The following is a 12,517-nucleotide window of genomic DNA, read 5'->3' as shown; positions in this document are numbered from 1 at the left end:
TCTCGGCGAGAGATCACGGGCAGATCTAGCCGATCGCCGAACGCTCCAGCAGGCGCGCGAAATCAGCGACATCCAGCGTCTCACCGCGCCGTGCGGGGTCGATGCTTGCGGCCAGCAGCCGGCGCGCCGACTCATCACCCGAGCCCGCCCATTCGGCAAAAGCATTGCGAGATGTCTTGCGGCGCTGCGCGAACGAGATATCGATGAGATCGAAGAGTTCCTTGCGGAACCCGGCATCGGACGGCCAGGCCGCATCCGGGTGGCGATCGATGCGCACCAATCCCGAATACACCCGCGGGATCGGCCAGAAGACCGCGGGCGACACCGTGCCCAGCCGCTTCACCTTGCCGAAGTAGCGCACCTTCACGCTGGGTACCCCGTAGATCCGCGAGCCCGGCTCGGCGGTCAGACGATCGGCAACCTCAGACTGGACCATCACCAAAATGGTTTTCACCGAATCGAATTCGGTCAAGATACGCAGCAGCGCGGGTACCGCGACGTTGTACGGCAGATTCGCCACCATCGCCGTCGGCTCGCCCTGGATATCGGCGGGGGTCAGGTTCAGAACATCCTGATGAATCACCGAGAACCGGTTGAACTCGCTGTGCGAATGTTCCTTGATAGTGGCCGGCAGGCGCCGCGCCAGCACGGGGTCTACCTCGACCGCGGTCACCGCGGCACCCTTGTCGAGCAGGCCCAGCGTCAACGAGCCCAGACCGGGCCCCACCTCGATAACGTGGTCACCCTTACCCACACCCGATGCCGAAACGATCCGGCGAATGGTGTTGGCGTCATGAACGAAGTTCTGGCCCAGCGTCTTCGTCGGTCGGAAATCGAGATCCTTGGCCAGTTGTCGGATCTCGGTACGGCCGAGCAGCCTGATGGTCAGCGGGCACCAACTCTCGCGCTGCACACCGGCCAGGCGCCCCAACCCTGCGCCGACAGTGTCTTCTCCGCGATCGCGATCTGTTCCTCGCGTGTCGCGAGATCGGCGCGGGGCGCGTACTTACCGCCACCATGCGCCAGCCAAGTGCCGAAGTCGAACTGCACGCCGCCGTAGAAACCGTTGCCGGTGTTGATGGCCCAGTTGCCGCCGGCCTCGCACTGCGCCAGTGCGTCCCAAGCCCCGCCGCGCGTCACGGTGGGCACCTCGGTGCCGGGCTTGGCACCCACGCGCAGCACCGAATCGCGCGCCGGGGTGAGGACGTTGTTGGACACCGGCATGCGGCCGGTCTCGCGGCCGTTGACCGAGAGCACCGAGTACACGATGTCCTGAGTGCCGGGGGCGCCCGGATCCTGGACCACCGAGCGGCTCATGTTCATCTCGGGGTCTTCGATCTTCTGCGGGGTCGGCGCGAGCGGAGCCTGCTCGGTCACCCGGCTGACGCGGATACGCGTCACGGTGATCGGCATATCCGCGGTCACCGGAGTGCTCGGTGCGGGATCGACCGTGTCGAACTGCTGCAGCGGGTTACCCGTGGCTTCCAGTAGCGCGCCCACCGTGGGGGCGGCGATGCGTGGGGTGCTGATGGCTCCACCGTCGTTGAGTTGGACGGTCTTGGCGCTCACCACGGCCAGCGACATGCCTTCCAGCGGGAGGCGGCTGCCGCGGGTGGCGGCGGTCGGCGCGGTGTCGGTCATCGACAACTGCGACAGCGCATCGTTCACGGTGCTGGCAGTGGTCCACACCTGCTGGGTGCCCTGCCCGTCCACCGAGATGTCCAGCGGACGCGAACGCTTCAACATGATGGTGTCGCCGTCGCGCACCGAATCGTGCTTGGCGGGGGCGACATCATCGCGATCGGACAATGCGTATCCGTAGTCGGCGAGAACCTCGGACACCTGGGACTTGACGGTCGTGACCGTCATGGCGTTTCCGTCGACGTTGAGAGTCAGAGTCTTGTGCGCAGCGATGGCGTAGCCGCCGCCCGCGCCGATCACCACCAGCAGGGCGGCCACAAGGGCGCGTAGCAAGGGCGATCGCGTTGCGTTGAGCTTCGTCAGTGCATTCACGAGTAGGGGTTTCCTGCGTTCGTTTCGGAGCCTCGATACCGGATTTCGGACAACGAAATTCGGCTGATAATCATCCTCATTGATCACGACACGGTAACGAAAGCATCGCGTGGGGGCAACTCATCAACGATCTTGAACACCGTGATCGCGGTCGCAGATGAGGCCCTCGCTAACCTGTCGGCTGTTCGCCCAGTTATTTCTGCCAGGGCCCGGACGGTGTACGGCAGGCAGTACGGCTCATTGGGCGCACCACGGTATGGATGCGGCGTCAGATAGGGCGCATCGGTCTCTACCAGCAGTTGTTCGTCGGGAATGAGCGCGGCGGCCTCCTGTAGAGCGCGGGCGTTCTTGAAGCTGACCGTCCCCGACAAACTCAGGATCCAGCCCTCAGCGACGCATTTTTTCGCCATCTCGGCATCCGACGAGAAGCAATGGAAGATAACCGAGGCCGGCGCGCCCTCCGCCTTGAGTACGTCGAGCACTTCGGCGTCGGCATCACGGTTGTGAATCATCAGCGGTTTGCCCGTCCGCTTCGCGAGCTCGATATGCCAAGCAAACGCCTCACGCTGAACCGATGGCTCCGCGCAGCCCTCCAAACGGCCCGGCCAGTAGAGGTCCAACCCGGTCTCCCCAATGGCCACCACCCGGGGATGTGCGGCTAGCTTCTCCAATTCGGCACGCGCATCCTGCGTGAGGTCGCCCGCGCGAGTGGGGTGCAGCGCCACCGCGGCATAGACGCGCGGGTCGGCGTCCGCGGCCGATACCGCCCAGCGGGCCGAATCCAGGTCGTCGGCGACCGTGACCACTCGTCCGACACCGACGGACTCCGCGTGATCGACCATGGCGCGCACATCCGCTGCCGTGACGGCGCCGCAGGCATCCAGATGGGTGTGGGCGTCGATGAGGGGCGTCAACGGCTCGGGGTCGGGCGGGGCTTGCCTCTTATTGCCGGGCGTCATCAGAACACCAGTCTATAAAGTTGCTCCCACCATGCCTGAATCATTGGATCCGTTCTACATCACCACCGCCATCGCGTACCCGAACGGCGAACCGCACATCGGACACGCATATGAGTACGTCGCGACCGATTCCGTCGCCCGGTTCAAACGACTGGACGGCTTCGACGTGCGCTATCTCACGGGCACCGACGAGCACGGCCTGAAGGTGGCGCAGACGGCCGCCGCGGCCGGAATCCCGACGGCAGAGCTCGCCCGACGCAACTCCGATGTGTTCGAGGCACTGCAGCGCACGCTCAACATCTCGTTCGACCGATTCATCCGCACCACCGATCCGGATCATTACGAGGCCTCGAAGGCGATCTGGCGCAGGATGGCCGACAACGGCGACATCTACCTGGACACCTACTCCGGCTGGTACTCGGTGCGCGACGAGGCGTATTACACCGACGCGGAGACCACGGTCGCCCCCGATGGCACCCGCACCGCCACCGCGACGGGCACGCCGGTCGACTGGACCGAGGAGCATTCCTACTTCTTCAGGCTCTCGGCGTACCAGGACAAGCTGCTGGCGCACTACGCGGCACATCCCGAATTCATCGGTCCCGATGTGCGGCGCAACGAGGTGGTCAGCTTCGTCTCCGGCGGGCTGCGCGACCTATCCATCTCGCGCACCACCTTCGACTGGGGTGTGCCGGTACCCGATAACCCCGAACACGTCATGTACGTGTGGGTGGACGCGCTCACCAACTACCTGACCGGAGTCGGCTACCCCGATACCGATTCGGAGCTGTTCGGGCGCTACTGGCCGGCCCACGTCCACATGATCGGCAAGGACATCATCCGGTTCCACACCGTGTACTGGCCCGCCTTCCTGATGTCGGCCGGAATTGAACTGCCCAAGCGGGTTTTCGCGCACGGCTTCCTGACCAACAAGGGCGAGAAGATGAGCAAGTCGATCGGCAATGTCGTCGACCCCATCAACCTGGTCAATACCTTTGGTCTGGACCAGGTGCGCTACTTCCTGTTGCGCGAGGTGCCGTTCGGCCAAGACGGCAGCTACACCGAAGAAGGACTAATCAACCGGATCAACGCCGACCTGGCCAACGAATTGGGCAACCTGGCGCAGCGCTCACTGTCGATGGTGGCCAAGAATCTCGGCGGAGTCGTGCCGCAACCGGGCGAATTCGCCGCGGAAGACCTGGAGCTGCTGGACGCTGCCGACAAGCTCTTGGAGCAGGCCCGCGAGCATTTCGAGGTGCCCGCCATGCATCTGGCGCTGGAGGCGATCTGGCAGGTGCTGGGCGCCAGTAACCGGTATTTCTCCGCGCAGGAGCCGTGGGTGTTGGCCAAGAGCCTCCAGGCGGACGGCGCCGCAGCCGATCAGCAGCGATTCGGCACCGTGCTGTACACCACGCTTGAGGTGGTCCGGATTGTCGCGCTGTTGGTGCAGCCGGTGATGCCCGAGTCGGCCGCCAAGCTCCTCGATCTGCTGGGCCAGTCCGAAGACCAGCGGGACTTCGCCGCCATCGGGACACGGCTGAAGCCCGGCGTCAGCCTGCCCGCACCGACGGGCGTGTTCCCGAAGTATCAGGTGCCCAAGTAGGCCACCGAGTGTGAGCCCGGTCACGGTCTGTCACAGATTTCGTCGCCCCGGTGTCTTAAGGGCATCAGCGACTGAAAGGAAGTCACCGAAATGACCGAGAACACGCACGTGATCGTGATCGGCGGGGGTTACGCGGGAACCCTGGCGGCCAACCAATTGCTCGCCAACGAGAACCTGACCGTGACCCTCGTGAACCCGCGGCCGCACTTCGTGGAGCGCATCCGCCTGCATCAGCTGGTGGCCGGGAACGCACCCGCGACCGCCGAGTACAAGAAGCTGCTCAACCCCTCCATCCGGCTCGTCGTCGACACGGTCACCCACATCGACGCCGGCGCCCAGAAGCTGGAACTGGCCTCGGGCGCGGTGCTGCCCTACGACTATCTCGTCTACGCCGTGGGCAGCACCACAACAACCCCCGACATCCCCGGCGTGGCCGAACACGCGCTGTCCATCAACGAATTCGAACACGCCCAGCAGGTACGTGCCCGGTACGAGCAGCTGACGCCGCAGGCGCCCATCGTGATCGTGGGTGCGGGGCTGACCGGTGTGGAGCTGGCCGGGGAACTCGCCGAAGCCGGGCGCACCGTCAGCCTGGTGTGCGGCGCACAGCTGCTGCCCTCCCTCGGCGAGCCGGCCCAGCGGGCGGCGGCCAAGCAACTGGCCAAGCTCGGCGTCGAGGTGCTGGCTCCGGCCACCGTGGTTCGGGTCGATGAGGACACGGTGACGCTGTCCGACGGCCGGGTGCTGAACAGCGCACTGACGGTGTGGACGGCGGGGTTCGGCGTGCCGCGGCTGGCCGCCGAGAGCGGGCTGAGCACGGACGCGCTGGGCCGGTTACTCACCGACGAGACCCTGGTGAGCGTCGATAGCCCGCGCATCATCGCCGCGGGCGACGCCGCCAGCCCGTCGGGGGTTCCGCTGCGGATGAGCTGCCAAGCTGCCGGGCCGCTGGCCGCCCGGGCCGTCAAGACGGTGCTCGCGCTGGTCCAGGGCCTGCAACCCGAGGCGCGCACGCAGATCTTCACCGGACAGAACGTGAGCATCGGCAGGCGCGCCGCCGTCATCCAGGTGGGCCACACCGACGACACCCCCCGCAAGTTGTACGTGGGTGGACGCACGGGCGCGGCCATCAAGGAGATGGTCTGCAACGGAACGCTTTCCATCCTGGCCACCGCGGCCAAGCACCCCAGCTGGTACTACTGGCCGCAGGGCGGCAAGCGCGCCGAGGCCCTCGCGGCGCGGGCATAGCGGTGTCCGGTACCGCTCACGCCGAGCTGTTCACCCACCTGCGCCCGCTGCTGTTCACCATCGCGTACGAAATGCTGGGTTCCGCAACGGAAGCCGACGACGTACTGCAGGAGAGCTATCTGCGGTGGGCGCAGGTGGATTTGGCCACGGTGACCGACATCAAGGCCTATCTGGCGCAGATCGTCAGCCGGCAAGCACTGAATACCCTGCGCGCCAATAGCCGTCGCCGTGAGGAGTACGTGGGGCCATGGTTGCCCGAGCCGGTGCGCATTGCCTACGACGACGGCGAGAAGGACGCCTCGACCGACGTGGTGCTGGCCGAATCGGTCTCCATGGCCATGCTCGTGGTGCTGGAAACCCTGGCACCGGACGAGCGGGCGGTGTTTGTCATGCGCGAGGTCTTCGGCTTCGAGTACGGCGAAATCGCTTCCACAGTAGGCAAGTCCGAGGCGGCGGTGCGCCAGATGGCGCACCGCGCCCGCGAACATGTGCAATCGCGGCGGCGCCGGTTCACACCCACCGACCAACAGGCCGAAGAACTCACCACCAAGTTCCTGCTCGCGGCGGCCGGTGGCGATGTCGAGGCGCTGGTGGAGATGCTCGCCCCCGACGCGGTGTGGACATCCGACGGCGGCGGCAAGGTCAGCGCGGCACGACGACCGGTGTACGGCGCCGACAGGGTGGCCCGGGTGGCCATCGGGCTATCGCGGGCCGCCGCCGAGTTCCCGGATGTGCGGATGGAATTCAGCACCTTCAACAGCACACCGGCATTGCTGATCTACACCGAAGGGCGCCTCGATGTCGTGCTCGCGGTCTCCATCGCGGACGGCAAGGTGGCACACATCTTTGCCATCCGGAACCCCGACAAACTGGCCACCGCCGAAATCACGCGCCACATCAGCAGATAACCAGTAGCGGCCCCTCGGGTTATCGGACACAATCACGCCCGTGTTCTGCGATATCGACACGGCCGCGCGCATCGAGCGCGCCGAAGCCGACACCATGGCCGCCGGCACCGCGCGATCCGGCGACGGTCTGGTGATCCCACTGGCAGGAGGTGTCGCGTCATACGCCGGGCCCGGCTCCCCCATGAACAAGATCGCGGGACTCGGGTTCGGCGGTATCCCAAGCGAATCCGAGCTCGACGCGGTCGAGGGCGAATTCGCCGCCCGCGACACCCCAGTGCAGGCCGAGGTCGCCAGCCTGGCCGATCCGGCACTCTGCGAGCTGCTGACCGCGCGGGGCTATCTGCTGGTGTCGTTCGAGGACGTGCTCGGACTCGCGCTGGTAGGCGTTTCCGCCCCCGTCGTCGCGGATGGCATCTCGGTTCGTCACAGCGGGGTAGACGAGCTGGCGACATGGCTTGACGTGGTGGTCGACGGGTTCGCGGTACCGGACGACCAGGGGGTGCCATCCCATGAATCGTTTCCGCGGGAGGTGCTTTCCCAGGCGATCGGCGCACTGTCGACCGTGCCGGGCGAACGGCGGTACATCGCGCTGCGCGACGGCGCCGTCGCCGGTGGCGCGAGCATGCGTCTGCTCGACGGAGTGGCCCAGCTCAACGGCGCGGCGACCGCGGCACCGCATCGCCGCCATGGCATCCAGACGGCCCTGCTGACCACGCGCCTGCACGAAGCCGCCCGGGACGGTGCGGATCTGGCGGTGGTCACCACCCAGCCCGGTTCGAAATCTCAGCAGAACACCCAGCGTCAAGGCTTCTCACTGCTGTACACCCGCGCGATTCTGGTGAAGGGTCTGCGAAACTAGATCAATGCGTGTTCAGCAGCTCGGCGATCTCGGCGACCCGCCAGCCGTGCTGCGATCGCTGGCCGTCACCGCGCGTGAGATGGGGCGGCCGGCCCCCGCCGCGCTCACCGGTTCGTGGTACGGCTCACGCGCGATCATCGCACCGTCGCTGCCCACCCGCCCAGTCCTGCCGCGACAAGCGTTCAACGACAAGCTCTCTCAGGTCGGCCCCGTTCCTCCCGGCGCTGTGGGCGGTGGATGGATCGGTTATCTGGGGTATCCGGACCGCGCCGCTGCCGGCCGATCTCAACGCCTTCCGGCCGCGGCAGGCGGTTGGACCAATATGGTGCTGCGCCTCGATGAAGACGAATGCTGGTGGTACGAAAGCCTTTCAGATCAAGAATGTCCAGAGTGGATTCTGCATGCCGTCGTCCATACACGTGATCCCGAGCCATGGTTCATCGACTGGACGCCCCCTGATCGCGCACACCACCGCGGTGCCGTCGGCCGCTGCCTGGAAGCCATCGCCGCGGGTGAGGTGTACCAGGCTTGCGTGTGCACGCAGTTCCGCGGCGCCCTGACGGGCGAATCACTGGACTTCTTCGCCGATGCCGTGACCCGAACCTCGCCGGCTCGCGCCGCCTACCTATCCGGCATGTGGGGTGCGATCGCCTCATTGTCTCCCGAATTATTCTTGCGGCGCAACGGAACCGACGTCTACTCCAGTCCCATCAAAGGAACTATCGCGGCGACCGAGGATCCCGCCGCGCTGTTGACCTCCATCAAGGACGTCGCCGAGAACGTGATGATCACCGACCTGGTGCGCAACGACCTGGGACGCATCGCCGATACCGGAACGGTCACCGTCCCCGAGCTGCTGGCAGTTCATCCGGCGCCGGGCGTCTGGCACCTGGTGTCGACCGTTGCCGCCAAGGTGCCCGCGGAAGCCACCGCCCGCGACCTGCTGGCCGCCACCTTCCCACCGGCGTCGGTGACCGGGACACCGAAAACCCGTGCACGCCAACTTCTCCGACAGTGGGAATCGGATCACCGCGGGGTGTACTGCGGCACCGTCGGGATGCTGTCCCCCGCGGCCGGTCTGGAACTCAACGTCGCGATTCGCACCGTTGAGATCGCACCGGATCGCGGTGTGGTGCTGGGAGTCGGTGGCGGCATCACCGCCGACTCCGACGCCGACGCCGAATGGCAGGAGTGCCTACACAAGGCCGCCGCCACCGTCGATCTCACCGCGATCGCTCCACTCCGCCGCGGGCTCAAGCCCGCGCTTTGACCACCGCGTCATAGAGGTCGCGCCGTGACAGCGTCGCACCGGACTCGCCGATGGCCGTCGCACACGACTCACGCAGCCCCATGCCGTCGTCCATCAGCTCCTCGACCCGGGCCACCAAGGTTTCGATCTCGGGGACGGCAGGGCGGCCGCCGTCGAGTACCACGGTGATCTCGCCGAGCACCTCATTGCTCTCGGCCCAGGCCACCAACTCGCGCAGCGTGCCCCGCAGCACCTCCTCGTGAGTCTTGGTCAGCTCACGACAGACCGCGGCGCGACGCTCCGGACCCAGCACCTGAACCGCGTCGACCAGCGTCTCGGCGAGCCGCCGCGGCGATTCGAAGAACACACACGTACGGGGCTCAGCCACCAGCTCGGCGAGCCATCGGCGCCGCGGGCCCTGCTTGCGCGGCGCGAACCCCTCGAAACAGAAGCGATCCACCGGCAGCCCCGAAACAGCCAGCGCCGTCGTCACCGCCGACGGCCCGGGCAAGCATTTGACCGGTATCCCCTGTTTCACGCACGCGGCCACCAGGCGGTAGCCCGGATCACTGATCGACGGCATCCCCGCATCAGTCACCACCAGCACGTCGTAGCCGGCCTCCAGATCGGCCAGCAGCGGCTCGATACGGCTGGCCTCGTTCTGGTCGTAAAAACTGATGATCTGGCCGCTGATCTGCACGTCCAGCGACTTCGCGAGAGCCCGGACTCGCCGGGTGTCCTCGGCCGCCACCACCGATGTCTTAGCCAGCGCCTCCCGCAATCGGGGCGAGGCATCGCCGGGTTCTCCGAGCGGTGTGGCCGCCAGCAGCAAGTACCCCATCCCGCAAGACTAAATCCCCCGTCGCTGCCGCTGCCGCCCGCCGCACCACGCTGCCGGTCGCGGGCCTCCCCTACGATCGTGCGTGTGACCGCGCCCGCAACCCTGCCGACCCCGGCAGCCGAGTCGGATCTCCAGTCCCCCGGGCCCCGGATACCGCCCGCGGACTTCGGGCCGACCGACCGCCTCCGGGGCTGGGTGATGACCGCCGTCATCACGGTGATTGCGGCACTGACCCGGTTCATCAATCTCGGTGCCCTGACCGATCGCGGCACCCCCGTGTTCGACGAGAAGCACTACGTGCCGCAGGGCTGGCAGGTCGTCACCAACAACGGCGTCGAGGACAACCCCGGCTACGGGCTCGTGGTCCATCCACCCGTCGGCAAACAGATGATCGCCCTCGGCGAATGGCTCTTCGGATACGACCCCTTCGGCTGGCGGTTCGCCGCCGCGCTCTCCGGCACCATCCTGGTGTTGCTGGTCGCCCGGATCGCCCGCCGGATCAGCCGGTCCACCATGGTGGGCGCCATCGCCGGCGTGCTGTTGATCGCGGACGGGGTCAGCTTCGTCACTGCCCGCACCGCGCTGCTGGACGTGTACCAGGTGCTTTTCGTGGTCGCCGCCTTCGGTGCGCTCATCGTCGATAGGGACCAAGTTCGGGAACGGCTCTACCACGCGTATCTCGAGGGCCGCATCGGTGACACCCCGTGGGGTCCGCGCCTGGGCATCCGGTGGTGGCGCTTCGGTGCCGGCATCCTGCTCGGATTGGCTTGCGGCACTAAATGGTCGGGTCTGTACTTCATCGCATTCTTCGGTGTGCTGTGCATTGCCTTCGACATCGCGGCGCGTCGTGCCTACGGCGTGCAGCGCCCCTGGGCCGGTACCGCGGTGCGCGATCTGGGGCCCGCCTTGTATGCGCTGCTGGTCATTCCGTTCTTCATTTACCTGGCCTCGTACTGGTCCTGGTTCGCCTCCGAGACGGGCATCAATCGGCATGCTGAGGGCCGGCAGATCGGCGTCGGCGGATGGATGCCCGATGCCCTGCGCTCGCTCTGGTACTACACCCACAGCGTGTACACGTTCCATTCGACGCTGACCAATTCCAACGGAAATCACCATCCCTGGGAATCAAAACCGTGGACCTGGCCGATGTCGCTGCGGCCGCTGCTCTACGCCATCGAGGACAAGAACATCCCCGGATGCGGCGCCAATTCCTGTGTGCGCGCGGTGTTGTTGGTAGGTACACCGGCCATCTGGTGGCTGGCGGTGCCGGTGCTGCTGTGGGCCACGTGGGCGACGGTGGTACGGCGTGACTGGCGGTACGCGGCGGCACTGGTCGGTTACTGCTCGGGGTGGCTGCCCTGGTTCATCAACATCGACCGGCAGATGTACTTCTTCTATGCCGCGCCGATGGTGCCGTTCCTGGTGATGATGATCGCGTTCATCATCGGCGACTTCCTGCGCAGACCGACGGCCAACCCCGAGCGAAAGACGTTGCGCATGTTCCTCGCGACGTTCTATGTGGCGCTGGTGGTCACCAACTTCGCCTGGCTGTACCCGATCCTCACCGGAGCCGCGATCTCGCCGTTCATGTGGAACATGGAGATGTGGCTGCCCAGCTGGCGCTAGAGCAGATCGCGCGACACCGGGCAGGACATACACCGGGGCCCGCCCCGGCCGGTACCCAGTTCCGAGGCCGAGATCGCGAGCACCTCTACACCCGAAGCTTCCAGGCGCGCATTGGTTTCCACGTTGCGCTCGTAGGCGACGACGACACCGGGCGCCACCGCCAGCGTGTTGTTGCCGTCGTCCCACTGCTCTCGCTCGGCGGTCACCGGGTCCAGCCCGGTATCGATGACACGTAGCTTCCCGATGCCCATCGCGTCCGCCGCGGCCTCGACGAACGGCTCGGAACCCGAAATGCTGACGCCGCCGTCGGTGCGCCGGATGGTGAACGCCGACAGCGAATCTTGGATCGCCGGATACATCACGACGGCGTCGGTGTCGACCATGGTGCAGACGGTGTCCAGATGCATCGACGCGCGCTCCTGCGCGATGGGCACCGCGAGCACGGTGTGGGCCAGGCCGTCGTCGAATAGACTGCGCGCCAGGGCTTCCGCACCGGCAGGAGTGGTGCGCTCCCCTACCCCAACGGCCACCACACCGGGGCCCAGCAGCAGCACGTCGCCACCCTCCACCGGTGCCGAATGCGACTCATAGGCGCGCCGCACCCCAAGGAATCTCGGATGATGCGCGTAGATCAGGTCGGTCAACGACGTCTCGCGCACCCGCGCCGGCAGCGCCAGCGAGGTGATCGCGAACTTGCACCCGATCCAGAACGACGAGTCGCGGGTGAACAGCAGGTTCGGCAGCGGCTCGATGACGAAGTCCGACCCGTGATGCATGGTCCGCACCAGCGACGGCTGGGCCACCGTGCCACCCACCGGCAGCTCGTCGAACGTCATGCCACACATCAGCACGTATGCCAGATCGGCAGCGTCCAGTGACCGCAAGTATTCCGAAAGATCCTGTGCCAGTGCATAACCGAGCCTGCGCGCGTTGACAGCCGCCGAGATACCCTGCACCCGGGCCGCGCCGCTGGCGAGGGCCTCGCGCAACAAATCAGAGAGCAGCAGCACTTCGACACCACGTGAACGCAGCACCTCAGCAAAGGCGTCGTGCTCCTCTTGGGCGCGCGCCACCCAGGGCAGGCCGTCGAACAGCAGCTGATCGTTGTTGCGCGGAGTCAACCGCTTGAGCTCGTCGCCGGGCCGGTGCAACACGACCACCCGCAGCCGCCCCACCTCCGAATTCGCACCCAGTACCGGGACATCCGTCAT

At 66.4% G+C, this 12,517-nt stretch carries 11 protein-coding genes; 6 read left to right on the top strand and 5 right to left on the bottom strand.

Annotated elements, in window-relative coordinates; genetic code table 11:
• Nucleotides 1-25: 25 nt before the first annotated feature.
• From rsmA to ABG82_RS05975, 3 genes are all read right to left on the bottom strand, one after another.
• Nucleotides 26-922, bottom strand: coding sequence for a 16S rRNA (adenine(1518)-N(6)/adenine(1519)-N(6))-dimethyltransferase RsmA (gene rsmA, locus ABG82_RS05985; protein ID WP_043080190.1), 897 nt, complete (start codon nucleotides 920-922; stop codon nucleotides 26-28).
• A complete protein-coding gene (locus ABG82_RS05980; RefSeq protein WP_043080176.1) occupies nucleotides 886-2,013 on the bottom strand; it encodes a resuscitation-promoting factor in 1,128 nt (375 codons plus the stop codon). Before ABG82_RS05980 ends, rsmA begins: the two co-directional genes overlap by 37 nt.
• An 83-nt stretch (nucleotides 2,014-2,096) precedes the next feature.
• The gene (locus ABG82_RS05975; RefSeq protein WP_043080175.1) at nucleotides 2,097-2,972 is read right to left on the bottom strand and encodes a TatD family hydrolase; all 876 of its coding nucleotides are present in this window, start codon (nucleotides 2,970-2,972) and stop codon (nucleotides 2,097-2,099) included.
• 31 nt (nucleotides 2,973-3,003) lie between these two features.
• Here ABG82_RS05975 and metG point away from each other — a divergent pair, with 31 nt between their 5' ends.
• From metG to ABG82_RS05950, 5 genes are all read left to right on the top strand, one after another.
• The gene (metG, locus tag ABG82_RS05970) at nucleotides 3,004-4,575 is read left to right on the top strand and encodes a methionine--tRNA ligase (RefSeq protein ID WP_043080174.1); all 1,572 of its coding nucleotides are present in this window, start codon (nucleotides 3,004-3,006) and stop codon (nucleotides 4,573-4,575) included.
• 90 nt (nucleotides 4,576-4,665) lie between these two features.
• Nucleotides 4,666-5,823, top strand: coding sequence for an NAD(P)/FAD-dependent oxidoreductase (locus ABG82_RS05965; RefSeq protein ID WP_043080173.1), 1,158 nt, complete (start codon nucleotides 4,666-4,668; stop codon nucleotides 5,821-5,823).
• 2 nt (nucleotides 5,824-5,825) lie between these two features.
• Nucleotides 5,826-6,731 (top strand): RNA polymerase sigma-70 factor, encoded by a 906-nt coding sequence (locus tag ABG82_RS05960; RefSeq protein ID WP_043080172.1) that lies wholly within the window; start codon nucleotides 5,826-5,828, stop codon nucleotides 6,729-6,731.
• A 40-nt stretch (nucleotides 6,732-6,771) separates the two neighbouring features.
• Complete coding sequence (locus ABG82_RS05955) at nucleotides 6,772-7,590, top strand: GNAT family N-acetyltransferase (protein WP_043080171.1); 819 nt, start codon at nucleotides 6,772-6,774, stop codon at nucleotides 7,588-7,590.
• A 4-nt stretch (nucleotides 7,591-7,594) separates the two neighbouring features.
• Nucleotides 7,595-8,860 carry an aminodeoxychorismate synthase component I gene (locus tag ABG82_RS05950; protein WP_043080170.1) on the top strand — a complete coding sequence of 422 codons (1,266 nt, stop codon included), beginning with the start codon at nucleotides 7,595-7,597 and terminating at the stop codon, nucleotides 8,858-8,860.
• Here the strand turns inward: ABG82_RS05950 and rsmI are convergent.
• Nucleotides 8,844-9,680 (bottom strand): 16S rRNA (cytidine(1402)-2'-O)-methyltransferase, encoded by an 837-nt coding sequence (gene rsmI / locus ABG82_RS05945; protein ID WP_043080169.1) that lies wholly within the window; start codon nucleotides 9,678-9,680, stop codon nucleotides 8,844-8,846. The two genes, ABG82_RS05950 and rsmI, sit on opposite strands and share 17 nt — an antisense overlap.
• Nucleotides 9,681-9,764: 84 nt before the next feature.
• Here rsmI and ABG82_RS05940 point away from each other — a divergent pair, with 84 nt between their 5' ends.
• Nucleotides 9,765-11,306, top strand: a complete 1,542-nt coding sequence (locus tag ABG82_RS05940; protein ID WP_043080168.1) for a dolichyl-phosphate-mannose--protein mannosyltransferase — start codon at nucleotides 9,765-9,767, stop codon at nucleotides 11,304-11,306.
• Here the strand turns inward: ABG82_RS05940 and arcA are convergent.
• Nucleotides 11,303-12,517, bottom strand: a complete 1,215-nt coding sequence (arcA, locus tag ABG82_RS05935; protein WP_043080167.1) for an arginine deiminase — start codon at nucleotides 12,515-12,517, stop codon at nucleotides 11,303-11,305. The genes ABG82_RS05940 and arcA overlap by 4 nt on opposite strands.

It is taken from the genome of Mycobacteroides immunogenum (assembly GCF_001605725.1).
Taxonomy (GTDB): Bacteria; Actinomycetota; Actinomycetes; order Mycobacteriales; family Mycobacteriaceae; genus Mycobacterium; species Mycobacterium immunogenum.
This window is presented reverse-complemented; position numbering and strand designations above follow the sequence as displayed.